Below are 26770 nucleotides of genomic sequence, written 5' to 3' on the forward strand. Positions count from 1 at the left end.
GACGGGTGCCGGGGCGTCAGCGCAGGGAGTTCGGGTCAGCGAAACCGAGCGGGACGGCCGGGGTCCTGCCGCGGACCATGTCGGCGACGGCCTCGCCGATCCCGGTCGCGTGCTTGAAACCGTGGCTGTTGCACCCGCCCGCGACGATGATCCGCGGGTCGTGCCGCAGCGGGCCGAGGAGGAACTGGCCGTCGGGGGTGCGCGCGTACAGGTTGGCCGTCGCCCGCGAGGGGGTGTCGCCGAGGCCGGGCACGGCCGCCGGGAGGATGCGGGAGAGCACCGACCAGTCGGCGGGGGAGACCGAGCGGTCCATGTTCTCGGGGTCGACCACGCGGAAGTGGCGTCCGCCGTCCTCCAGCCCGAGCTTCACCTCGGTGCCGCCGGGCAGGGTGCCGTGGCCCCAGATCACGTTCCCGTCGGCGAGTTCGCGCATGAACACCGGCAGCCGCTCCAGGGTGAACCGCGGATCGGGCTCGGCCGGGGTGAACCAGGTCGTGGGCATGCGCAGCACGTCGAGGGGGAGCCCCGGCACCAGCTGGGACAGCCACGGGCCCGCGGCCACCACGAGCCGGGCAACACGGAGCGTCCGCAACGCGGTGCGCACCACGATGCCGTCGTTGCCGGGTTCGACCGCGGTGACCCGGGTGTCGGTGACCACCCGGGCCCCGGCCGCCCGCGCCGCGTCGACCGCGGCGGCGATGGTGTGCTCGGGGTAGGTCAGCCCGCCGGCCGGCTCCAGCACGCCCACATGGTCGTCCGGCAGCCCGGCATGCGCGGGGACCCGCTCGCGCATGCTCGCCGGGTCGAGCAGCTCGATGTCCAGCCGGTGCTCGCGGGCCGCCCGCAGCGCGCCGCCGACGATGCGCCCGTCCGGCGGGCCGATCAGCATGGCCCCGGTCCGCTCCATCAGCACCCGGCCGGTCTGCTCCTCCAGCTCGGCCCACAGCTCGCGCGAGCGCTGCGCGAGCGGGACCAGGTCCGGGTGCTCCAGGCAGGCGGTGCGGAACATGCGGCTCTCGCCGTACGAGGAACCGTGCACGTTGCCGATGCCGTGGCGGTCGATGCCGATGACGTCGACCCCCTGCCGGGCCAGCTGCCACAGGGCGCAGGCGCCCCAGGCGCCCAGCCCCACGACGGCGGCCTCGGCGTCCAGGCCGGTGGCTGTACGGGCCATGTCCCCTTCTCCTCTTCTCCTCGTGTCCGTCTCGTGTCGCGATGTGCCCTGGTGTGCCGCCCCGCCGGCGCGTGCTGCCGCCGGCGTGGCCCCTGGGTCCGGCTCAGCCCGCTGCCGGCACCGCGACGGCCTCCGCCCCGGCGGCCGCACCGGCCCGGCCGGTGAAGGAGGGGGCGACCTGCAGGGCGAACAGCTCCATGGCCCGCGCGGCCCGCTCGAACGGCAGGTGGCCGGGGCTGAACTGCAGGCTCAGGCACAGGTCCGACCCGTACTCGGCGGCGATCTCGCGGACCTGCTCGGTGACGTCCTGCGGGGTGCCGGCGAGGACCTTGCCGTCGGTGAGCGCCCGGTCGAAGTCGTAACCGCGGGCCTTCTCCACGAACCGCTCGTAGCCGGGGTACTGGCTGCTGCGGGTGTGCGCCCAGGACGAGACCGCCTCGGCCATCCGGGACACGTAGTTCTGCTCCTGCTCGCGGGCGTCCGCCAGCGCCAGATCGCGGTCCTCGGACACGTAGCAGGTGTACTTCACCTGGATCCGCCCGCCGCTCGGGTGCCCGGCCTCGGCGCGTGCCTGCCGGTAGCCCTCGATCATCTCCTTCAGGCCCTGACGGGTGGTCACCGAGGGCACGACCTGGAGGTGGTGGCCGGCCCGGCCGGCTGCCGCGCAGGAGTCCGGGCTGCTGGCGGAGGCGACGAACACCGGCGGGTGGGGCTGCTGGTAGGGGCGGGGGAAGCCGGTGAAGGGCCCGAACCGGTGGACGGCGCCCTCGAAGACCGTGTTCTCCTCGGTCCACAGCGCGATGCAGGCCGCGATGCCGTCGTCGAACCGGGAGCGGCTCTCCTCGATCGGCACGCCGAAGGCCTCGAACTCGTCGGGCAGGAAGGCCCGTCCGAAGCCGACGTCGAGGCGGCCGTGCGAGAGGTTGTCGAGCATCGCCAGGTTGGCGGCGAGCTTGACGGGGTGGGTGAAGGCGGCGATGACGGCGCCGGTCGCGAGCCGGATGCGGCTGGTCCGCGCGGCGGCGGCGGCCAAGAACGCCACCGGATCGGGACTGTAGCCGCCGTACGGGGAGCCGTAGTGCTCGACGATCTGTACGTGTTCATAGCCGAGCGACTCGGCCAGTTCGACCAGCCGAAGACTCTCGGCGTAATACTCGGCGGCAGTTTTCCGTTCCGGGTCCACGACCGGGAAGAAATTGACTCCGAATTCCATGACGACTCCGTCCGAAGGTTCGGTGCGGGGGCAGTGAGTAAATGGGGCGGGATGATCGGTGAATGCGCCCGGAGAGCAGAACGATATCCGGGCGGGCGGCCGCGGTCGCATGTTCGCGACCGCCCTCCCAGCGGGGTTCCAACGGCTCTCAAGCGAGCGTGGGGCGCGGCACTCCGCGCCGGGGGCGGGGGCGGCGGGGTCCGATCAGCGGGCTGCCGCGCGGTCGGCCGCAGACAGGGCCCGCCACCAGGCGTCCACCGTCGGCGTGGCGATGAGCTCGGGGAACGCGACCTCGATGCCGCTCTGCTGACAGAGGCTCACGACCTGCATGACCGCGATCGAGTGCAGGCCGTAGTCGACGAGGTCCTCGTCGTCGCCCGGCATCTCGTCGGCGGTCAGCCCCATGCTGTCGGCGATCAGGGAGCGCAGTCCTGCTTTGGTCATGAGCGGGTTCTCGGATTTAGTGTTCATGGCCAGGAAACGTAGCATCAGAAATGGCTCGGTGAAATCCCGTCGAAGGCCTCTGAATTTCCTGCTGGGACGGCATTGGCGAATCGCTTGAAACGCGCTTGAGGAACCGGCGCCGGCGCCCCGCCGACGGCTACCTTCTGCTTTCGGGAGGACGCTCCGCACCTGCGGCGGCCCCTGGAACACGGACACCGCGAACGTTGGGAGTGAGGATGGAACGGCGAGCACAGGGCTGGCCCGCATCCAGTGGGACCGCCGCGCTGCGGGTCCTGCCCGGCGGAGCCGGGCCGGCCCGGCCCCGCAGCAGCCGCCACACCCTCCTGCCCCCGCTCGCGGACCGGGCCGCGCCGCCGGCCGCGTACCCGTGGGCGCCGGCCCACGACGACCTCGTTCGGTCCGAGGAGCCCGCGCCCGACGGTGCGGACACCGTCCGGGTCTTCCTGCTGGGGCCCGACGCGCTCGCCCGGGCCGGCCTGCGCGCCCTGCTGGAGAGCCAGCCCGGGGTCGTGGTCGCGGCGGAGGGCGAACCCGGCCCCCGGGCCCTGGCAGACCTGAGGATCAGCTGCCCCGACGTCATGGTGCTCCACGGGGTGCCGGACCCGCAGCTGATCGGGTTGCCCGGAAGCCAGGACCCCGGCGGGACACCGCTGCTGGCCGTCGGCGGCCCGGAGCCGGCCGAACCCGGCCCCCATCTGAACGGCTGCCTCCCCGCGACGGTGACGCCCGCGGACCTCGCCGCCGCGGTGCGGATGGCCGCCGCCGGCTACCACCTGAGCCGTCGGCCGTCCCGGCGGACGGCCGACGACGGAGGATTCCGCCGCGCCGAGGTCTCCGACGTCGACCCCGACGAGCTGACGGCCCGGGAGAGCGAGGTGCTGGACCTGATCGCCCGCGGCCTGTCCAACGCGGAGATCGCCGGTGCGCTGATGCTCTCGGAGCACACCGTCAAGTCCCATGTGCAGAACCTGCTGGGCAAGCTCCGGTTGCGCAGCCGCGTCCAGGCGGTGGTCTACGCGTATGAGATCGGGCTGCGGCGAACCCGCTGACCGCCCGTCGGCCCCACCCGCTCACGTCAGGCGCGTCAGCCGTCCGTCAAGCACCCGGGTCAGCATGCAATTCGATCTCGTCGACCCCAGTGGTCGGCTGCGCCTGCCCCCGGCCCGTCGGGCCGCGGCGGCCGGCTCGACAGGAGGGGAAGAGATGAGTGGTGCCAAGGTCGCGTCCATGGCCCTCACCGATGCACAGCTCGGTGTCTGGTTCGCCCAGGCCAGGGACCCGCACAACACGGCGTTCAACACCGGCGAGTACGTCGAGCTGACGGGCCCGCTGGACGCCGGGCGGTTCACCGCTGCCGTGCGCGCCGCGGTCGAGGCCACCGAGTCCCTGCGCCTGCGCTTCCACACCCGCGCCGACGGCGAAGTGCGCCAGCGGGTCGTCCCCGCGGACGAGTCGGCCTGGGAGCTGCGCCACGTCGACGTCAGCGCCGAACCCGACCCCGAGGCCGCCGCCGACGACCTGATCCGCCGGCAGCTGGCCGCCCCGATGGCGGTCGACGCCGAAGGACCGCTGTTCGACCAGGTCCTGTTCACCCTCGGCCCCGGCCGCCACCGCTGGTTCCAGCAAGTCCACCACCTGCTGCTCGACGGCTACGGGCTGCGCCTGGTGGCCCGGCGCGTCGCCGACGCCTACAACGGCGCGGGCACGCCGGCCGAGGCCGACGACCTCGCCGCCCTGGTCGACGCCGAGAGTGCTTACCGTGCTTCGCGCGGCCACGCCCGCGACCGCGCGTACTGGCTCACCTCCTGGGCGGACCGCCCGGAGGCACCCACCCTGGGCACCGGTCCCGTCGCCCGGGGCGACGCCCCGGCGGCTGCCGAGGGCGGTGCCGTGCCGCTGCGCCGCACGGTGTTCCTGCCCGCGGCCGTCCAGGAGGGCCTCGACGCGCTCGCCCGCACCGCGCAGACCGGCTGGCAGGTGGCCGCTCTGGCCGCCGTCGCCCTCTACACCCGGCGCCTGACCGGCGCCGGGGAGGCCGTACTGGGGCTCCCGGTCACCAACCGGCGTTCGAGCAGAGCCCGCCGCACCCCCGCCATGCTCACCAACGTGCCGCCGCTGCGGGTGCCCGCCCGGCCCGACACCGACCTCACCGGCCTGGTCACCGAGGTCCGCGACCGGGTCGCCGAGGTGCTGCGGCACCAGGGCTACCCGTACGCCGAACTCCGCCGCGAACTGGGGCTGCTGGCGCAGGACCGCCCCCTGCACTCGATCGTCGCCAACATCATGCCGTTCGACCACGGCCTGGACTTCGAAGGCATCGAGGCGCAGGTCCACCCGGTGTCGACCGGCCCCGTCGAGGACCTCAAGTTCTCGGTGTACGAGCGTCCCGGCGGCGCCGGCCTGCGGATCGATGTCGAAGCCGACGCCCTGCGCCACCGTGAGGAGGAGGTCGCCGCCCACCTGGCCCGCTTCACCGCCCTGCTGCATTCCTTCGCCACCGCCGACCCCGCGCTGCCCGGCGGCCGGCTGGACGTCCTCGCCCCGGGCGAGCACGTGCAGGCCGCCGGCGAGGCGTTCGCGCCCGAGCCGTCCACCGACGAGCCGTCCACCGACGAGCCGTCCACCGACGAGCCGTCCGCCCACGAGCCGTCCACCCCGGACCGTCCCACCACGCTGCCCGCCCTGTTCGAGGCGCAGGCCGCCCGGACCCCGCAGGCCGTCGCCGTCGTCGACGGCCACCGGCAGCTCACCTACCGCGAACTCGACGCCAGGGCCAACCGCCTCGCCCACCTGCTCATGGCCCGCGGCGCCGGCCCCGAGCGTACCGTCGCGCTCGCCCTGCCCCGCTCCGCCGACCTGGTCGTCGCCCTGCTCGCGGTGGTCAAGACCGGCGCCGCCTACCTGCCGTTGGACCCGGACTACCCGGCCGAGCGGCTGGCGTCCATGCTGGCCGACGCCGGCCCGTCCGTGATCGTCGCGACGGCCGCCACCCCGGTCGTCGCCCCCGACCGCACGGCTCTGGTCCTCCTTGACGACGAGCCGCAGGCCGGCCTGCCCGACACCGCCCCGCGCACGAAGCACGACCCCCGCCACCCGGCCTACGTCATCTACACCTCCGGCTCCACCGGCCGGCCCAAGGGCGTGGTCGTCACCCACCACAACGTGGTGCGGCTGTTCACCGCCGCACAGCAGCACTTCGGCTTCGGCCCGTCAGACGTGTGGACGCTGTTCCATTCCTACGCCTTCGACTTCTCCGTGTGGGAGATCTGGGGCCCGCTGCTGCACGGCGGCCGCCTGGTCGTCGTCCCGTACTCCATCAGCCGTTCCCCCGGAGCCTTCCTCGACCTGCTGGCCGAGCACCGGGTCACGGTGCTCAACCAGACACCGTCCGCGTTCTACCAGCTGATCGAGGCCGACCGGGAGCGGCCGCGGCCCACTGCCCTGCCCGCCCTGCGGCACGTCGTCTTCGGCGGTGAGGCCCTGGACGCGCCCCGGCTGGAGGGCTGGTACGAGCGCCACGGCCACACTGCGTCGCTGTCCAACATGTACGGGATCACCGAGACCACCGTGCACGTCACCCACACCGCCCTCGACGGACCGGACGGCGCCCCCGGCTCCGTGGGCGCACCCCTCGCCGACCTCCGCGCCCACGTGCTGGACGGAGCGCTACGTCCCGCGCCGCCCGGCGTCACCGGCGAGCTGTACGTCGCGGGCCCCGGCCTCGCCCGCGGCTACCTCGGACTCCCCGCCCTCACCGCCGAGCGGTTCGTCGCCGACCCCTTCGCGCCCGCCGGCGACACCGGCGCACGCATGTACCGCACCGGCGACCTGGTCCGCCGCCGCGCCGACGGCACCCTGGAGTACGTCGGCCGCGCCGACCACCAGGTGAAGATCCGCGGGTTCCGCATCGAACTCGGCGAGATCGAGGCGGCGCTCGCCGCACTGCCGTCGGTGGCCCACGCCGCGGTGACCGCCCGCGAGGACACCCCGGGCGACCGGCGGCTCGCGGCGTACGCCGTCCCGGCCGACGGCGTCCCGGCCGACCCGGCCGCCTGGCGCCGCGAGCTCGCCGCCGTACTGCCCGCACACCAGCTGCCGGCCTCGTTCACCCCGCTCGACGCGATCCCGCTCACCGTCAACGGCAAGCTCGACCGTGCCGCCCTGCCCGCCCCCGCCCCCGGCCCCGCCGAGGCCGCGTCGCGGGCCACGCAGGCAGCCGCCGCCGGGCCGCTGGAAGAACTGCTGTGCCGCCTGTTCGCACGCATCCTGGGCGTGCCCGAAGTCGGACCGCGGAGCGACTTCTTCGCACTCGGCGGGCACTCGGTGATCGCCAACCGGCTGCTGTCCGCAGCCCGCAGCGAGCTCGGCGTCGAGCTGACCATCGAAGACCTCTTCGACCGGCCCACCCCCGCCGGCCTCGCCCGGCTCGCCCGGGGCGCCGACACCGCCCGCCCGCGACTGCGGCCCGCCGGCGACCCGGACGGACCGGCCGTCCTCTCGCCCGCCCAGCAGCGCATGTGGGTGATACGCGAGGTCGAGGGCCGCGCCCCGACGTACAACATGCCGCTGGCGTTGCGGCTCACCGGCGCACTGGACCGCGGCGCGATGCAAGCCGCCCTCGGCGACCTGATCGGCCGCCACGACACCCTGCGCACCATCTGCCCGGCCGGACCGGACGGCCCGCTGCCCCGGGTGCTGCCGCTCGACGACGTCCCGCCGTGGCTGACCGAGACCGAGGTGGCCGAATCGGATCTGGCGCAGGCCCTCACCTCGGCCGCGCGCGAACCGTTCGACCTCGACACGCAGATCCCGCTGCGCGCCCACCTGTTCACCCTGGCCCCCGGCGAGCACGTCCTGCTGCTGGTTCTGCACCACATCGCCGGGGACGGCTGGTCGCTGCGCCCGCTCTTCGGCGACCTCGCCGCCGCCTACGACGCCCGCTCCACGGGCACGGCACCCCGCCCGGAGCCGCTGCCCGTCACCTACCGGGACTTCGCGCTCTGGCAGCGCGAACTGCTCGGCGACGAGAGCGAGCCGGCCTCCCTGGGCGCCCGCCAGCTCGACCACTGGCACCACGCGCTGGCCGGCCTGCCCGACCAGCTCCAGCTCCCCTACGACCGCCCCCGCCCGCCGGTCGCCCGGCACCGCGGCGGCTCGGTGCCGCTGACCATCGGCCCCGCGCTGCACGCGCAGCTCGACGGGCTCGCCCGCACCGGCGGCGCCACCGTCCACATGGTCCTCCAAGCCGCCCTGGCCGCACTGCTCACCAGGCTCGGCGCCGGCACCGACGTCCCCATCGGCTGCCCCACCGCCGGCCGGGACGAGGAGGCCCTCGACGGGCTCGTCGGCTTCTTCGTCAACCCCGTCGTGGTCCGCGCCGACACCTCCGGCGACCCGGCCTTCGCCGAACTCCTCACTCGCGTACGCACCACCGCGCTGGCCGCCTACACCCACCAGGACGTGCCCTTCGACCGAGTGGTGGAGCGCCTTCAGCCGGCCCGCTCCGCCGCCCGGCACCCGCTTTTCCAGGTGGTGCTCTCGTACCAGGAGTCCGAGGCCCGGCCGCGGCTGGCCGGACTCGTCGTGCGTCGCGAACCGGTCGACTTCGGCGTCGCCAAGTTCGACCTCACCTTCAACCTGGTCGAGCACCGCGACGACGCGGGTGCCCCCGACGGCATCCACGGCGACCTCGAGTTCGACCTCGACCTGTTCGACCCCGCGACCGCGCAGGCCGTCGCCCGCCGGCTGCTGGCCCTGCTGGAGGCCGTCGCCGCCGGCCCCGAACTGCCGATCAGCCGGTTCGACCTGGTCGATGACGCCGAGCGGGCCATGCTGCGCCGGTGGAACGACACCGCCGCCCCGGTCCCGGACACCGGTCTCGCCGAGCTGTTCACCGCCCAGGCGCGCCGCACCCCCGACGCGACGGCCCTGGTGGCCGGCGACACCGAGCTGACCTACGCCCAGCTCGACGCCCGGGCCGGCGCCCTCGCCGCCCGGCTCACCGCCCTGGGCATCGGCCCGGAGTGCCCCGTCGCCGTGCTCCAGGAACGCTCCGCGGACCTGGTGGTGTCCCTCTTGGCCGTACTGCGGGCCGGCGGCTTCTACGTCCCGCTCAACCACCGGAACCCGGCCTCCCGGATGAGTCAGATCATGACCATGGCCGGGGCCCGGGTCCTGCTGACCGACCGGGCCGCACACGAAAGGCACCGCTGCCACGCATGGGCCGGGCAGGCCGAGGTGGTCGTCGTGGACGATCCCGCGCCCGCGTCGGCGCCCGCCCCCGCCGCGGTCGTCCCGGGCCACCCCGACCGGCTGGCGTACGTGATGTACACCTCCGGCTCCACCGGCACGCCCAAGGGCGTCGCCATCACCCACCGGGACGTCGCCGTGCTCGCCGCCGACCGCTGCTGGCGCACCGGCAACCAGCAGCGGGTACTGCTGCACTCCCCGTACTCGTTCGACACCTCCCAGTACGAGCTGTGGGTGCCGCTGCTGTCCGGCGGGACCGTCGTGGTCGCCCCGCCCGGGGACCTCGACACTGCCGCTCTCCGCGAGGCCCTCACGCGCGGACGGGTCACCGGCATGTGGCTCACCTCCGGGCTGTTCAACCTGCTCGCCGAGGAGAGCCCCGAATGCTTCCGCGGCGTGCGCGAGGTGTGGACCGGAGGTGACGTGGTCTCGCCCGCTGCCGTCACCCGGGTCCTGGCCGCCTCCCCGGACACGCTGGTCGTCGACGGCTACGGCCCGACCGAGACCACGACCTTCTCCACCCACCACTTCATGCGCGCCCCGTGGACCGAGGAGACCACCGTCCCGATCGGCAGCCCCCTCGACAACACCACCTGCCACGTCCTCGACCAGCGGCTTCGCCCCGTGCCGCCGGGAGTCACCGGCGAGCTCTACATCGGCGGCGCCCGTCTCGCCCGCGGCTACCTCGGCCGCCCCGACGCCACCGCCGAACGGTTCGTGGCCGACCCGTCCGGTACGCCCGGCGCACGCATGTACCGCACCGGCGACCTGGTGCGCCGCCGCGCCGACGGCATCCTGGAGTTCCTCGGCCGCGCCGACCACCAGGTCAAGGTCCGCGGCTTCCGCATCGAACTCGGCGAGATCGAGTCCGTCATCGGCCGCCACCCCACCGTCGCGCAGAGCGCCGTACTCGTACGCGAGGACCGCCCCGGCGACAAGCGGGTCACCGCCTACGTGGTGCCCGCCGCGGCAGCCGCGGCCGACGCCGGCGAACTGCGCCGGCACGTCGCCGCGTCCCTGCCCGACTACATGGTCCCGGCCGCCGTCGTGCTGCTGGACCGGCTGCCCCTGACCCCCAACGGCAAGCTCGACCGCCGGCAGCTGCCCGTCCCCGAGTTCGCCCCCGCAGGCGACCACCGGGCCCCTGCCGGCCCCCGCGAGGAACTGCTCGCCGGCCTGTTCGCCGGCGTCCTCGGCCTGGAGCAGGTCGGTACCCACGACAGCTTCTTCGACCTGGGCGGCGACAGCATCATGGCGATCCAGCTGGTCGGCCGCGCCCGCCGGTCCGGCCTGCTGCTCTCGCCCGCCCAGGTCTTCGAGCACAAGACCGTCGCCGCCCTGGCCGGCGTCGCCACCGCGGCGGCCGACAGCGGACCGGCCCCCGGCACCGCACCGGCGGACGACCGGGCCTGGGGCGAGGTACCGCTCACCCCGGTCATGCACTGGCTGCACGAACGCGGCGGCCCCGTCGAGGCGTTCAGCCAGTCCCTGCTCGTCCGGGTGCCGGCCGGGCTCGGCGAGCAGCGCCTGGCCACCGCCCTGCGCGCCCTCGCCGACCAGCACGACATGCTGCGCGCGGTCCTGTCCGCCGACCCGGACAGCGGTTGGCGGCTGCGCATCGAACCGCCCGGCGGCGGCAGCGCCGAAGCCTGGGCCCGCAGGGTCGACACCGCCGGCCACACCGACGACGCACTGCGCACCCTGATCGCCACCGAGGCGGCCGCCGCACGCAGCCGGCTCGACCCCTGGTCGGGCGTGATGGGACAGGCCGTCTGGTTCGACGCCGGCCAGAACCGGTCCGGACGCCTGCTGCTCACCCTCCACCACCTGGTGGTCGACGGCGTGTCCTGGCGCATCCTGCTGCCCGACCTGGAGGCCGCCTGGCAGGCAGCGACCGGGGACACCGCCCCGCGCCCGGCGCCCGCCGGCACCTCCTTCCGCAGCTGGGCCCGGCACCTGGCCGCCGAGGCCGCCCGTCCCGCCCGCCTCGCCGAACTCGACCTGTGGACCGGCCGCCTGGCCGCGCCCGCCCTGCCCGTCACCGACCGGCCGCTCGACCCCGCCCGGGACACCTCCGCCACCGCACGCAGCCTCACCCTGACCCTCCCGGCGGCCGCCACCGAACCCCTGCTCACCACCGTGCCCGCCACGTTCCACGCCAAGGTCGACGACGTCCTGCTCACCGCCTTCGCGCTGGCCGTCGCCGATTGGCGGGCCCGCCGCGGTCTCGGCGACGCGTCAGCCGTCCTGCTCGACCTGGAGGGCCACGGCCGCGAACCGGGCGACAGCGGCGCCGATCTGTCCCGTACCGTCGGCTGGTTCACCAGCCTCTACCCCGTACGCCTCGACGTCGGCCCGCTCGATCGCCGCGACGCCCTGTCCGGCGGCCCCGCGGCCGGACAGGCTGTCAAACGGGTCAAGGAACAGCTGCGGGAACTTCCCGACGGCGGCCTCGGCCATGGCCTCCTGCGCCACCTGAACGCCGAGACCGCGCCGCTCCTGGCCGCACTGCCGACGCCCGACATCGGCTTCAACTACCTGGGCCGCTTCCAGGAGCCGGACGGGCCGGACGCCGAATGGACCGTCACCCCCGACGCCGAATCCCTCGGTGAGGGCACCGACCCCCGACTGCCGATGGCCCACGGCGTCGAGCTGAACGCCCTCACTCTGGACGGCCCGGGCGGCCCCCGCCTGACCGCCACCTGGAGTTGGCCGCAGCACCTGCTCGACGAGGGCTCCGTACGCGACCTCGGACAGGGCTGGTTCCGCGCCCTCGAAGCCCTCACCGCCCACGCCGAGCGCCCCGACGCCGGCGGGCACACCCCGTCCGACTTCTCCCTGGTCTCCCTGAACCAGGCCCAGATCGACCGACTCGAAGCCATGTGGAAGGTTGCCCGATGATCCAGAACGGCCTCGCCGACTTCCTGCCGTTGTCGCCGCTTCAGGAGGGGCTCCTGTTCCAGGTCCAGTACGACCCGGACGGAGTGGACGTCTACAACGTCCAGATGGTCCTCGAACTGCGCGGCCCGCTCGACACGGACGGCCTGCGGGCCGCCGTCCAGGGCCTGCTGCGCCGCCACCCCAACCTGCGGGCCGGCTTCTGGCAGCAGGACATGGACCAGCCCGTCCAGTTCGTGCCGCACCACGTCGACCCCGAATGGCAGGAGCTCGACCTCACCGCCCTCGACCCGGCCGCCCGCGAGGACGCGCTCGCCCGGTTCGTCGCCGAGGACCGCGCCCGCCGCTTCGACCCCGCCCAGCCGCCGCTGCTGCGCCTGGGCCTGGCCGCGCTCGGCCCCGACCACCACACCCTCGTGCTGACCACCCACCACCTCCTGATGGACGGCTGGTCGATGCCGCTGATGGTGCGCGAGCTGTTCCAGCTGTACGAACGCGGCGGCGACGACCGCGGCATGCCCGCCGCACCCCCGTACCGCACCTACCTGGCCTGGCTGGCCGGACGTGACCAGGACGCCGCCCGCGAGGCGTGGCGCGGCTACCTGGCGGGCCTGGAAGCCCCGACCCTGGTCGGCCGGTCCGGCCGGACCGGCAGGGACACCACCGCCCCCTCGGAGCTGCCCGGCCAGCTCTGGTACGAGCTGGACGCCCCCGCGTCGGCCGCGCTGGCCGCCGCCGCCCGCTCCCGCGGCCTGACCCTGAACACGGTCGTGCAGGGCGCCTGGGCGGTTCTGGTCGGCCACCTGCTGGGCCGCGACGACGTGGTCCTCGGCGCGACCATGGCCAACCGCCCGCCGGAGATCCCCGGCATCGATTCCACCATCGGCATGTTCATCAACACCCTGCCGGTCCGCGTGGCACTGCGCCCCGCCGAGCCGTTCGCCGACCTGCTCGCCCGGGTCCAGCGCGAACAGGCCTCGCTCATCGACCACCGGCACATGTCGCTCGCCGAGATCCAGCGGACCGCCGGCCACGGCGAACTCTTCGACTCCGCAGTCGTGTTCGAGAACTATCCGCTGGACCCGACCGTCCTGCGCGCCGAGAGCCGCGGCCTGCGGCTGGCCGACTTCCAGGTCGGCGACGCCACCCACTTCGCCCTGACCCTGCTCGCCATCCCGGGCGAGCGGATCCGCTTCCGCCTCGACCACCGCGCCGACGCGCTGGACGCCGCCGGCGCCCGCACCCTGCTGGAGCGGCTGGAGCGGCTCCTCACCGGCTTCGCCGCCGACCCCGACCGCCCGGTGGGCAGGCTCGGACTGCTCTCCGACGCCGAACACCACCAGGTCGTCGAAGGCTGGAACGCGACCGGCCGCGCCGTGTCCGACCGCACCCTGCCCGAGCTGTTCGAGGAGCAGGCCGCCCGGACCCCGCGGGCCACTGCCCTCACCTTCGAGGGCCGCACCGTCGACTACGCCGACCTGAACGCCCGCGCCAACCGGCTCGCCCGCCGGCTGGCCGCCCGCGGCGCCGGACCGGAGCGGACCGTCGCGCTGCGCCTGCCCCGCTCCGTCGACCTGTACGTCGCCGTGCTGGCCGTGCTCAAGACCGGTGCCGCCTACCTGCCCATCGACCCCGAGTACCCGTCCGACCGGATCGCCGCCATGCTGGAGGACGCCCGTCCGGCCCTGGTCCTCACCGAGGACGACGTCGACGAAGACCTCTCCGGCATCCCCGACGGGAACCTGACCGACGCCGAGCGCACGGCGCCGCTGACCCCGGCCCACCCGGCGTACGTCATCTACACCTCCGGCTCCACCGGCCGCCCCAAGGCCGTCGTCATGCCCGGCGCCGCAGTCGTCAACCTGCTCGCCTGGCACCGCCGGGAGATCCCCGCCGACGCCGGCACCACCGTCGCACAGTTCGCCTCGCTCAGCTTCGACGTGGCCGCCCAGGAGATCCTCTCCGCCCTGCTGTACGGCGCCACCCTCGCCGTCCCCACCGACGCGGTGCGCCGGGACGCCGACGCGTTCGCCGCGTGGCTGGAGGAGTACCGGGTCAACGAGCTGTACGCGCCCAACCTGGTCGTCGAGGCGCTCGCCGAGGCCGCCGCCGAACAGGGCCGTATCCTGCCCGACCTGCGGCACATCGCCCAGGCCGGCGAGGCGCTCACCGCCGGCCCGCGCGTCCGCGACTTCTGCGCGGCCCTGCCCGGCCGGCGCCTGCACAACCACTACGGCCCCGCCGAGACCCACGTGATGACCGGCATCGAACTCCCGGTCGATCCGGGTGGGTGGCCGGAGCGGGTGCCGATCGGTGGTCCGGTGGACAATGCGCGGCTGTACGTGTTGGACGGGTTCTTGCGTCCGGTGCCGCCGGGTGTGGTGGGTGAGTTGTATCTCGCGGGTGCGGGTGTGGCCCGTGGTTATCTGAATCGTCCGGGGCTGACGGCGGAGCGTTTTGTCGCCGATCCGTTCGGTGGGCCGGGGACGCGTATGTACCGCACGGGTGATCTGGCGCGGTGGGCCGGGTCGGGTGTGCTGGAGTTCGCGGGCCGTGCGGATCATCAGGTGAAGGTCCGGGGTTTCCGGATCGAGCCGGGTGAGGTGGAGAGTGTGCTGGCGGCGCAGCCGGGGGTGGCCCGGGCTGTGGTGTTGGCGCGGGAGGACCGGCCGGGGAGCGGCGGCTGGTGGCCTATCTGGTTGCGGTGCCGGGTTCGGTGCCGGATCCGGGTGTGTTGCGTGAGGCTCTGGGTCGGGTGTTGCCGGCTTTCATGGTGCCGTCGTCGTTCGTGGTGTTGGATGCGTTGCCGTTGACGCCGAACGGGAAGCTGGACCGGGCGGCGCTGCCGGCGCCGGGCCGGTCGGTGGAGGGCCGCGGTGTGCCGCGCACGCCGCAGCAGGAGATTCTGGCGTCGTTGTTCGCGGAGGTTCTGGGGCTGTCGAAGGTCGGCATCCACGAGGACTTCTTCGATCTGGGCGGGCACTCGTTGCTCGCGACCCGGCTGACCAGCCGGATCCGTACCGTCCTGGGTGCCGAGATCGCGGTCCGTGACCTGTTCGAGGCACCCACCGTCGAGGCCCTCGCCGAAACCCTGGACGAGGCCCGCGAGGTCCGCCCCGCCCTGCGCGCCACCGACCGCCCCGCACACGTCCCGCTGTCCTTCGCCCAGCGGCGCCTGTGGTTCCTCAACCGCCTGGAAGGACCCAACTCCACCTACAACATCCCGCTCGCCCTGCGCCTGCGCGGCGAGCTGGACCGACCGGCGCTGCAACAGGCCCTCACCGACCTGACGCACCGCCACGAAAGCCTGCGCACCGTCTACCCGAGCGCCGACGGCCGGCCCTACCAGCACGTCCTCGCACCGCACGAGGCCGAGCCCGGCCTCGTCGTCGTCCCCGCCGACGAGGCCGGACTCGCCGAGATGCTGGCCGAGGCCGCCCGCCACGAGTTCGACGTCACCTCCGAACCGCCGCTGCGGGTCTCCCTGTTCACCCTCGCACCGGACGAGCACGTCCTGCTCCTGCTGCTGCACCACATCGCCGGCGACGGCTGGTCGCTCGCACCACTCACCCGCGACCTCACCCGCGCCTACACCGCCCGCCGGGACGGCGCCGCCCCCGACTGGGAGCCCCTCCCGGTCCAGTACGCCGACTACACCCTCTGGCAGCAGGAGATGCTCGGCTCGCCGGACGACCCCGACAGCCTCGGCGCCCGCCAGCTCGACCACTGGGCCCGGTCCCTGGCCGGCGCCCCCGAGCAACTGGAACTGCCCACCGACCACAACCGGCCGGCCGCCGCCGGCCACCACGGCCGCACCGTCCCCTTCCACCTGGAGCCCGAGCTGCACGAGCGGCTCAGCGCCCTGGCCAGGTCCTGCGACGCCAGCCTGTTCATGGTCCTGCACGCCGCGTTCGCCGCCCTGCTCACCAAGCACGGCGCCGGCACCGACATCCCGATCGGCAGCCCCATCGCCGGCCGCACCGACGAGGCCCTCGACGATCTGGTCGGGTTCTTCGTCAACACCCTGGTCCTGCGCACCGACACCTCCGGCGACCCGACCTTCCGCGAACTCGTGGCACGCACCCGCGCCACCGACCTGGCCGCGTACGCACACCAGGACCTGCCCTTCGAGAAGCTCGTCGAGACCCTCAACCCGCAGCGCTCGCTCGCCCGCAACCCGCTGTTCCAGGTACTGCTGGCCTTCCAGAGCATGCCCACGGCACAGCCCGTGCTGCCCGGCCTCGACGTCGTCCACGAGCCGGTCCGCGTCGGATTCGCCAAGTTCGACCTGGCCCTGGCCGTGGCCGAGGAACGGCACGCCGACGGCCGCCGGTCGCTGCGCGGCGACTGGGAGTTCAGCACCGACCTGTTCGAGCAGGCCACCGTGGAGGCCCTCGGGGCCAGGCTCACCGCCCTGCTGGCGTCGGTCGCCGCCGACCCCGACCAGCCGATCGGACGGGTGGGCATCCTCGACCCGGCCGAACGCCACCGCATCCTCCACACCTGGAACGACACCTCCCGCCCCGGCGCGGACGCCACCTGGCCGGAGCTGTTCCAGGCCCGCGCCGCCGAGCACCCCGACGCCGTCGCCCTGGTCCAGGAGGGCACCGAGACCGGCTACGCCGACCTGAACACCCGGGCCAACCGGCTCGCCCGGCTGCTCTGCGCACAGGGCATCGGCCCGGAGCAGGTGGTGGCCCTGTCGCTGCCCCGCTCCGCAGACCTGATCGTCTCCGTCCTCGCCGTGCTGAAGACCGGCGCCGCCTACCTGCCGGTCGATCCCGCCTACCCGGCCGAGCGGATCGCGTACCTGCTCCAGGACGGCGCCCCCGCGCTCGTCCTCACCCACACCTCCGTCGCGGCCGGCCTGCCCGGCGGCGTACCGCAGCTGCTGGTCGACCAGGTCGGCCTCGACGATGTCCCCGGACACGACCTCACCGACGCCGAGCGCACCACGCCCCTGCACCCGCTGCACCCCGCCTACGTCATCTACACCTCCGGCTCCACAGGCCTGCCCAAGGGCGTGCCCGTCCCGCACCGCAGCGTGGCGTCCGTTCTCGTCCCCCTGATCGAGGAGTTCGGCCTCGGCCCCGGCAGCAGGGTCCTGCAGTTCGCCTCGATCAGCTTCGATGCCGCCCTGTGGGAGATCACCCTCGCCCTGCTGTCCGGCGCCACCCTCGTGGTCGCACCCGCCGAGCAGCTTCAGCCCGGCCCCGCGCTGGCCGAGCTCGTCGCCCGGACCGGCACCACCTTCCTCACCCTCCCGCCCACCGCCCTCGCGGTCCTCGCCGACGATGCCCTGCCGGCCGGCGTGGACCTCGTCGTCGCCGGCGAGGCGACCTCCCCCGACCAAGTCGGACGCTGGTCCACCGGCCGCCGGATGACGAACGCCTACGGGCCCACCGAGGCCGCGGTCTGTACCACCATCAGCGCCCCCCTCACCGGCGCCGTCGTACCGCCGATCGGCCGGCCCGTCCCCAACGCCCGCGCGTACGTTCTCGACGCGCTGCTCCAGCCGGTACCGCCCGGAGTGGTCGGTGAGCTGTACCTGGCCGGCGGCGGCCTGGCCCGCGGCTACCGCAACCGGCCCGGCCTGACAGCGGAGCGGTTCGTCGCCGACCCGTTCGGTACGCCCGGCGCGCGCATGTACCGCACCGGCGACCTGGCGCGGTGGCGCCCCGACGGCGAGCTGGAGTTCGCCGGCCGCACCGACCACCAGGTGAAGATCCGCGGCTTCCGGATCGAGCCCGGCGAAGTCGAGGCCGCGCTCGCCACCCACCCGGCGGTCGAACGCGCCGCCGTCATCGCCGCCCGGCACGAGGACGACCGCCGCCTGGTCGCCTACCTGGTACCCGCCGGGGCCGGCACGCCGGCCGACGGCCGCGACCGGGGCCGCGAGCAGAGCCAGCTCGACAGCTGGCAGGAGACCTACGACGAGCACTACGGTGAGCTGACGGGCACTTTCGGCGACGACTTCGACGGCTGGAACAGCAGTTACACCAACACGGCCATCCCCGCCGCGGAGATGGCCGACTGGCGCGACGCCAGCGTGGACCGCATCCGCGCCCTGCGCCCGAGCCGGATCCTGGAGATCGGCTGCGGCTCGGGCCTGATCCTCGCGCCACTGGCCGGCGAGTGCGAGGCGTACTGGGGCACCGACATCTCCCCGGCCGTGGTGGCCCGCCTGCGCGGGCAGGTCGACCGCGTGCCCGGGCTCGCCGGGAAGGTCGAACTGCGAGCCCGGCCCGCACACGTACTCGACGGCCTGCCCCGCGGGTTCTTCGACACCATCGTGCTCAACTCCGTCGTGCAGTACTTCCCCAACGCCGACTACTTGGCGGACGTTCTCACCGGCGTCCTGGACCTCCTCGCCCCCGGCGGCTCGGTCTACATCGGCGACGTCCGCAACCACCGGCTGCTGGAGACCTTCCGCACCGCCGTCGAACTGCGCAGGGCCGGCGCCTTCGCCGACGACGGCGCCGTCCGCCGGGCCGTCGCCCAGAGCACCGCCGACGAGCCGGAGCTGCTGCTCGACCCCGACTTCTTCACGGTGTTCGCCGCGGCCGCGCCCGCGGTCACGGGCGTCGGCCTGGAGGTCCGCCGCAGCCGCCACCACAATGAGATGAGCCGCCACCGCTACGACGTGGTGCTCCGCACCGCCGTCCCCGCCGCCGTCCCCGCCGGCGTGGAGGAGACGCTCGACTGGGACGCCGACCTCACCGGCCCGGACGCCCTCGCCACGCTCCTGGAGCAGCGCCGGCCCGCGCGCCTGCGCGTCACCGCCGTCCCCAACCTTCGCCTCGCCCAGGAGAACCGGGCCCGCCTGGCACTCCAGGACGATGGCGCAGCCCTCGCCCTCGCCCGGCTGGACGAGCCGGCTCCCGCCGGCCTCCCGGACTGCGAGGACTTCCACGCCCTCGGCGAACGGCTCGGCTACCGCACCGCCGTCACCTGGTCCGACGGCCGCGACGGAGCCCTCGACGTGGTGTTCACACTGCCGGAACTGCCGGAACTGCCGGAGACGGGAGGGGACGCCGCACCCTACCGCTCGACCGCCCCGGCCGGCACCCCGCTCGCCACCCTGGCGAACGACCCCGGCCGCGCCCACAGCGGCGGCGAACTGGCTGCCGAGGTACGGGCCCACGCCGAGCGGATCCTCCCCGCCCACATGGTCCCCGCCGCGTTCGTCGTCCTCGACGACCTGCCGCTCACCCCCAACGGCAAGCTCGACCGCGCCGCGCTGCCCGCCCCCGACTGGGACGCCGACGCCGCCGGCCAGGCCCCGCGCAACCAGCGCGAGGAGATCCTCAGCACCCTGTTCGCCGAGGTCCTCGGCCTGCCCAAGGTCGGCATCGACCGGGACTTCTTCGCACTCGGCGGCCACTCGCTCCTCGCCACCCGGCTGCTCAGCCGGATCCGCGCCGTCCTCGGCACCGAACTGGCCGTACGCGACCTCTTCGAGGCGCCGACCGTCGCCGCCCTCGCCACCCTGCTCGGCAACGCCCTGGGCGTCCGCCCGCCGCTGCGCCCCATGGAGCGGACCGGCCCGCTGCCGCTGTCCTTCGCCCAGTACCGGCTGTGGTTCCTGCACCGCCTGGAAGGCCCGGGAGCGACCTACAACATCCCGATGAGCCTGCGGCTGACCGGCGAACTCGACGCCGCCGCGCTGGCCGAGGCGCTCGCCGACGTGACCGCCCGCCACGAGACCCTGCGCACCCTCTACCCGGAGACCGACGGAGTACCGCACCAGATGGTCCTCCCGCCCGGCGGGGCCCGCCCCGCCCTGCGCACGGTGGACACCACCGCGGCCGACGCGGACGCGCTGATGGCTGCCGAGGCCGGCATCGGCTTCGACCTCGCCGTCGAACTCCCGCTGCATGCCACGCTGTACCGGCTGGCACCGGACGAGCACGTCCTGCTGCTGGTGCTGCACCACATCGCCGGCGACGGCTGGTCGTGGCGGCCCCTCGCCCGCGACCTGTCCACGGCCTACGCGGCCCGCGTCGAGGGCCGCGCCCCGGACCACGCGCCGCTGCCCGTCCACTACGCGGACTACACCCTGTGGCAGCGCGACCTGCTCGGCGACGAACACGACCCCGACAGCCGGTACGCCCGCCAGCTCGCACACTGGACCGGCGCACTGGCCCAGCTGCCGGAGATGCTGGAACTCCCGCTGGACCACCCCCGCCCGGCCGTCATCAGCTACCGCGGCGACCACGTCCCGTTCACCGTGCCCACCGCACTGCACCGGCGGCTGCTCGCCCTCGCCGCCGACACCCGCGCCAGCCTCTTCATGGTGCTCCAGGCCGCCTTCGCCGAGCTGCTCACCAAGCACGGTGCCGGCACCGACATCCCGATCGGCAGCCCCATCGCCGGCCGCACCGACGAGGCCCTCGACGATCTGGTCGGGTTCTTCGTCAACACCCTGGTCCTGCGAACCGACACCTCCGGCGACCCGACCTTCCGCGAACTCGTCGAACGGGTCCGGGAGGGCGACCTGGCCGCCTACGCACACCAGGACCTGCCCTTCGAGAAGCTCGTCGAACGGCTCCGCCCGGAGCGCTCCCTCGCCCGCCACCCGCTGTTCCAGGTCATGCTGGCCTTCCTCAGCGACGGCGAGGCACAGCTCGACCTGCCCGGACTGCGTGCGACGCCGGCACCGGTCGGCGTCGGCATCGCCAAGTTCGACCTGCACCTGAGCATGGTCGAGCACCGCAGCGCCGACGGCGGCCCCGCCGGGATCCAGGCAGCCCTCGAATTCAGCACCGACCTCTTCGAGCGGTCCACCGCCGAGGCCGTCACCCGGCGCCTGCTGCACCTGCTGGAGCAGGTCACCGCCGACCCGGACCGCCCGCTGAGCGGCATCGACATCCTCGACCCGGCCGAGCGGCAACGCCTGCTGACGGACTGGAACACGACGAACGGAGCGCAGAACGATGAGTGCATACCGGCGATGCTTGAGCGCCAGGTGGCGCATACGCCGGATGGTGTGGCACTGGTGCACGAGGGCGATCGGCTGACCTACGCCGAGCTGAACGCCCGCGCCAACCGCCTGGCCCGCCGCCTGGTCGCCCGCGGCGCCGGACCGGAGCAGATCGTCGCCCTGGCCCTGCCCCGCTCCGTCGACCTCGTCGTCGCGCTGCTCGCCGTTCTCAAGACCGGCGCCGCCTACCTGCCCGTGGACACCGAATACCCTGCCGCGCGGATCACCCAGATGCTGGGCGACGCGGCACCGGTGTGCATCGTCACCGTGCCCGGAGCCTGCGACGGAGTGCCTGAGGGGCTCGACCGCCTCGACCCGTCCGACAGCACCGGACCGTCCGACGGCCACACCTTCGGCGGTGAACCCGCCGAGAGCGACCTGACCGACGCCGAGCGGACGGCGCCGCTGACCCCGGCCCACCCGGCGTACGTCATCTACACCTCCGGCTCCACCGGCCGCCCCAAGGCCGTCGTCATGCCCCACGCGGGCCTGGCCAACCTGCTGACCTGGCACGCCGCACGCTTCCCGGGCGGCCCGGGCGTGCGCACCGCCCAGTACACCGCCATCGGCTTCGACTTCTCCGTCCAGGAGATCCTCTCGCCGCTGGTCATGGGCAAGACCCTGGTCGTCCCGACGGACGCCGTGCGGCGCGACGCCGACGCGCTCGCCGCCTGGCTGGAGGAGTACCGGGTCAACGAGCTGTTCGCCCCCAACCTGGTCGTCGAGGCGCTCGCCGAGGCCGCCGCCGAACAGGGCCGTACCCTGTCCGACCTCACCGACATCTTCCAAGGCGGCGAGGCCCTCACCGCCGGCGAACAGGTTCGAGAGCTGTACCGGACGCTCCCCGGCCGACGCCTGCACAACGTCTACGGCCCGGCCGAGACCCACGCTGTCACCACCCACACCCTCCCGGTCGATCCGGGTGGGTGGCCGGAGCGGGTGCCGATCGGTGGTCCGGTGGACAATGCGCGGCTGTATGTGTTGGACGGGTTCTTGCGTCCGGTGCCGCCGGGTGTGGTGGGTGAGTTGTATCTCGCGGGTGCGGGTGTGGCCCGTGGTTATCTGAATCGTCCGGGGCTGACGGCGGAGCGTTTTGTCGCCGATCCGTTCGGTGGGCCGGGGACGCGTATGTACCGCACGGGTGATCTGGCGCGGTGGGCCGGGTCGGGTGTGCTGGAGTTCGCGGGCCGTGCGGATCATCAGGTGAAGGTCCGGGGTTTCCGGATCGAGCCGGGTGAGGTGGAGAGTGTGCTGGCGGCGCAGCCGGGGGTGGCCCGGGCTGTGGTGTTGGCGCGGGAGGACCGGCCGGGGGAGCGGCGGCTGGTGGCCTATCTGGTTGCGGTGCCGGGTTCGGTGCCGGATCCGGGTGTGTTGCGTGAGGCTCTGGGTCGGGTGTTGCCGGCTTTCATGGTGCCGTCGTCGTTCGTGGTGTTGGATGCGTTGCCGTTGACGCCGAACGGGAAGCTGGACCGGGCGGCGCTGCCGGCGCCGGGCCGGTCGGTGGAGGGCCGCGGTGTGCCGCGCACGCCGCAGCAGGAGATTCTGGCGTCGTTGTTCGCGGAGGTTCTGGGGCTGTCGAAGGTCGGCATCCACGAGGACTTCTTCGATCTGGGCGGGCACTCGTTGCTCGCGACCCGGCTGACCAGCCGGATCCGTACCGTCCTGGGTGCCGAGATCGCGGTCCGCGACCTGTTCGAGGCACCCACCGTCGAGGCCCTCGCCGATGTCCTTCAGCGGGGCGACCGTGGCCGGCGGCCCGCTCCCCGCGCCACCGACCGCCCCGAACACGTCCCGCTGTCCTTCGGACAGAACCGGCTGTGGTTCCTCAACCGGCTCGGCGGCCCCGACCCCAGCTACAACCTCCCGGTTGCGGTCCGCCTCACCGGCCCGCTCGACGAGGCCGCCCTCGGCGCCGCCCTCGCCGACGTCACCGCCCGGCACGAGAGCCTGCGTACCGTCTTCCCCGACCACGACGGCACGCCCTGGCAGCGGGTCCTCACCGGGGACGACGCCCGCCCCGCCCTCGCGGTACGGGCCACCACCGAGCAGGACCTCCCCGGCGACCTCGCCGCGGCGGCACGGCACGGCTTCGACCTCACCCGTGAACTGCCGCTGCGCGTGACCCTGTTCACCCTCGCACCGGACGAGCACGTCCTGCTCCTGCTGCTGCACCACATCGCCGGCGACGGCTGGTCGCTCGCCCCGCTGGGCCGCGACCTGACCCGCGCCTACCGGGCCCGGCTCGACGGCGGCGCACCCGACTGGGAGCCCCTCCCGGTCCAGTACGCCGACTACACCCTGTGGCAGCGCGAACTGCTCGGCGACGAGGACGCCCCGGACAGCCTGCTGCACCGCCAGCGCGACCACTGGAAGCAGACCCTGGCCGGGCTGCCGGAACAGCTCGATCTGCCCGCCGACCGGCCCCGCCCGGCCGTCGCCGGCAACCAGGGCGAAGCCATCCTGCGGACCCTCCCCGCCGATCTCCACCGGGACCTGCTGGCCCTGGCCCGGCAGAACGGCGCGAGCCTCTTCATGGTGCTCCAAGCCGGCCTCGCCGCCCTGCTCACCCGGGTCGGCGCCGGCACCGACATCCCGATCGGCACCCCGGTCGCGGGACGCACCGACGACGCGCTCGACGACCTCGTCGGACTGTTCATCAACACCCTGGTCCTGCGCACCGACACCTCCGGCGACCCGACCTTCCGCGATCTGATCGGCCGCGCCCGAAAGACGGCCCTGGCCGCCTACGCCCACCAGGACCTGCCCTTCGAACGGCTCGTGGAGGCCGTCCGCCCGGAGCGGTCGCTCGCTCACCACCCCTTGTTCCAGGTCCTCCTCGCCCTCCAGAACACCCCGGAGGGCGGCCTGTCGCTCCCCGGCGTGAGCGTCCGCGCCGAAATGGTCGACCTCGGCGCCGCCAAGTTCGACCTCACCTTCAACCTGGTCGAACGGCACGCCGAGGACGGCACCCCCGGCGGCATCGACGCCATGCTGGAGTACCGCACCGACCTGTTCGACCCGGCCACCGCCGAGGCGCTCGCCGACCGCCTGGTACGGCTGCTGGCGCACGCCGCCGCCGCACCGGACCGGCCGATCGGCCTCCTGCCGATCCTCGACGACGCCGAGCACGAGCGCGCGGTGACCGGCTGGAACGCCACCGCCCACCGGCCGGCCCGCTCTGCGGCGACCCTGACCGGCCTCTTCGCCGAGCAGGCCGCCCGCACCCCGGACGCCGTCGCTGTGGCAACGGGCTCCGAGCAGTTGACGTACCGCGAACTCGACACCCGGGCCAACCGGCTCGCGCACCGGCTGATCGCCGAGGGCGTCCGCCCGGAAACACCGGTGGCCGTCCTCCAGGAACGCTCCGCCGACCTGGTGGTCTCCACCCTCGCGGTGCTCAAGGCCGGCGGCGTCTACGTCCCCCTGCACACCGGACACCCTGCCGAGCGGATGCGCCAGGTGATCGCCCAGACCTGCGCCCCCCTGCTGCTCACCGACCGCGCCTCGCTGGACCGCCTGCCCGACCCGGGCACCCGCGGCCTGGTCGTCGACGCGCAGACCGCGGACGACGCGCAGACCGCGGACGCCGCCGGCGTCTGGCCCGGCCACGACCCCGGCGTCGCCGCCGCACCCGACCAGCTCGCCTACGTGATGTTCACCTCCGGTTCCACCGGCGTCCCCAAGGGCATCGGCATCACCCACGGCGACGCCGTCGACCTCGCCCTGGACCGCTGCTGGGAGCCCGGCCCCGACGCGCGGGTTCTGATGCACTCCCCGTACGCCTTCGACATCTCCACCTATGAACTGTGGAGCCCGCTGCTGTCCGGCGGCCGGATCGTCGTCGCCCCGCCCGGCAACCTGGACGCGGCCGTGCTGCGCCGGGTCGTGGCCGACGAGGGCGTCACCTCCCTCCTCCTGACGGCCGGCCTCTTCGGGGTCGTCGCCGACGAGGCGCCGGACGCCTTCGCCGGAGTCCCCCAGGTGTGGACCGGCGGCGACGTCGTACCGCCGACCGCCGTGCGACGCGTCCTGCAGCACTGCCCGGGCACCGTGGTCAAGGTGCTCTACGGCCCGACCGAGACCACCCTCGGCTGCACCTGGCACGCGTTCACCGACGCCGGCCGGGTCCCGGACCTCGTGCCGATCGGCCGTCCGCTGGACAACACCCGCGCCTACGTCCTGGATGCCCGGCTCCAGCCCGTCCCCCCCGGAGTCCCCGGCGAGCTGTACATCGCCGGCGCCGGCCTCGCCCGCGGCTACTGGGGAGAGCCCGGACGCACCGCGGAGCGCTTCGTCGCCGACCCGTTCGCCGACCGCTTCGACGACACGGGCTCCCGGATGTACCGCACCGGCGACCTGGCCCGCCACACCGCCGACGGCGTCATCGAGTTCCTCGGCCGCTCCGACGACCAGGTGAAGATCCGCGGCTTCCGGATCGAACCCGGCGAGGTGGAGAGCGCCCTCGCGCTGGACCCGGAAGTCGCCCGGGCCGCCGTTGTCGCCCGCGCCGACCGCTCCGGCAGCACCGCCCTGGTGGCGTACGTCCTGCCGGCCGACCCCGCCGCCGCACCCGACCCGGTCCGGCTCCGCGCCGACCTGGAGGCCAGGCTGCCCGACTACATGGTCCCCTCCGCGTTCGTGGTGCTGGACACCCTCCCGCTGACCCCCAACGGGAAGCTCGACCGGGACGCCCTGCCCGCACCGCAGTGGGCCGGCCCCGGCACCGGGCGGCTGCCCCGCGACCCCCGCGAGGAACTGCTCTGCGGCCTCTTCGCGGAGGTGCTCGGCCTCGAACGGGTCGGCATCGACGACGGCTTCTTCGAACTGGGCGGCCACTCCATGCTGGCGACCAGGCTGATGGGCCGTATCAACACCGTCCTCGGCACCGAGCTGACCGTACGCACCCTCTTCGAGGCCCCGACCGTGGCGGCGCTCGCCGCCCGCACCGACGGCCCGCAGACCACGGCCGACCCGCTGGGCGTCATCCTCCCCCTGCGGGCCGAGGGCACCCGGCCGCCGCTGTTCTGCCTGCACCCCGCCGGCGGATTCGGCTGGATCTACTCCGGCCTGCTGCGCCACCTCGACCGCGACCAGCCCGTGTACGCCGTCCAGGCCAGGGGACTCGCCCAGGACGAACCGCTTCCGCCGACCCTGGACGAGATGGCGCAGGACTACGCGGAACAGATCCGCAAGACCGCCCCGAACGGCCCCTACCAGCTGCTCGGTTGGTCCTTCGGCGGACTCCTCGCCCATGCCGTCGCGTCGCGGCTGGAAGCCGGGGGCGCCGAGGTGACCCTGCTCGCCGTCCTCGACGGCTACCCCGGCTCCTACGGCTCCGGCGAGCACCAGGTGGGCGAACAGGAGGTCATGGCGATCCTGCTGAACGCCGCCCAGGTCGACCGGACCGTACTCGGCGACGGCTCCCTCAGCCGCCCGGAGGTCATGTCCCTGCTGCGCGAGTCCGGCAGCGCCCTGGCCGGCCTGGACGAGGACACCGTCACCCGCATGGTCGCCGTCTTCCTCAACAACACCCGCCTCCTGGAGGGCTTCGTGCCCGGCCACTTCGGCGGCGACCTGGAGTTCTTCGCGGCCACCCGCGACCGCACCGACCCGACCCTGACGGCCGACCTGTGGCAGCCGCACATCGGCGGCCTCATCGACGAGCACCGCCTGGACACCGACCACGCCGGACTCGCCCGGGCCGACGCCCTCGCCGTGATCGGCCGCACCCTGGCCGCCCGGACGCCCCGGCCGGAGGCCGCGACGCCCCGATGAGTCCCGCCCCATC

The 26770-nt window shown here is 74.1% G+C and carries 6 protein-coding genes and 1 pseudogene; 4 read left to right on the forward strand and 3 right to left on the reverse strand.

Features of this window, described 5'->3' with window-relative positions; translation table 11 throughout:
• Positions 1 to 16: 16 nt before the first annotated feature.
• From solA to ACWG52_RS39170, 3 genes are all read right to left on the reverse strand, one after another.
• A complete protein-coding gene (gene solA, locus ACWG52_RS39160) occupies positions 17 to 1174 on the reverse strand; it encodes an N-methyl-L-tryptophan oxidase (protein WP_390140210.1) in 1158 nt (385 codons plus the stop codon).
• A gap of 103 nt (positions 1175 to 1277) precedes the next feature.
• Entirely contained in the window at positions 1278 to 2387 is a 1110-nt protein-coding gene (locus ACWG52_RS39165) for an LLM class flavin-dependent oxidoreductase (RefSeq protein WP_389814801.1), read from the reverse strand.
• Between the two features lie 204 nt (positions 2388 to 2591).
• On the reverse strand, positions 2592 to 2858 hold the full coding sequence (locus ACWG52_RS39170) for a phosphopantetheine-binding protein (RefSeq protein ID WP_389814804.1): 267 nt from the start codon (positions 2856 to 2858) through the stop codon (positions 2592 to 2594).
• Positions 2859 to 3067: 209 nt separating this feature from the next.
• On the opposite strand from ACWG52_RS39170, the gene ACWG52_RS39175 reads away from it, so the two are divergent.
• The 4 genes and pseudogenes from ACWG52_RS39175 (at position 3068) to ACWG52_RS39190 (ending at position 26757) form a co-directional block, all read left to right on the forward strand.
• The gene (locus ACWG52_RS39175; RefSeq protein WP_331720992.1) at positions 3068 to 3901 is read left to right on the forward strand and encodes a response regulator transcription factor; all 834 of its coding nucleotides are present in this window, start codon (positions 3068 to 3070) and stop codon (positions 3899 to 3901) included.
• 154 nt (positions 3902 to 4055) lie between these two features.
• Positions 4056 to 12002 carry an amino acid adenylation domain-containing protein gene (locus ACWG52_RS39180; protein ID WP_453129137.1) on the forward strand — a complete coding sequence of 2649 codons (7947 nt, stop codon included), beginning with the start codon at positions 4056 to 4058 and terminating at the stop codon, positions 12000 to 12002.
• A pseudogene (locus ACWG52_RS39185) lies at positions 11999 to 14590 on the forward strand (non-ribosomal peptide synthetase); the annotation flags it as partial. The gene ACWG52_RS39180 and the pseudogene ACWG52_RS39185, both read left to right, overlap by 4 nt.
• Positions 14591 to 14808: 218 nt before the next feature.
• Entirely contained in the window at positions 14809 to 26757 is an 11949-nt protein-coding gene (locus ACWG52_RS39190) for an amino acid adenylation domain-containing protein (RefSeq protein WP_453129186.1), read from the forward strand.
• The last annotated feature ends 13 nt before the right edge of the window (positions 26758 to 26770 follow it).

This window comes from Streptomyces sp. CLCI03, from assembly GCF_053615355.1.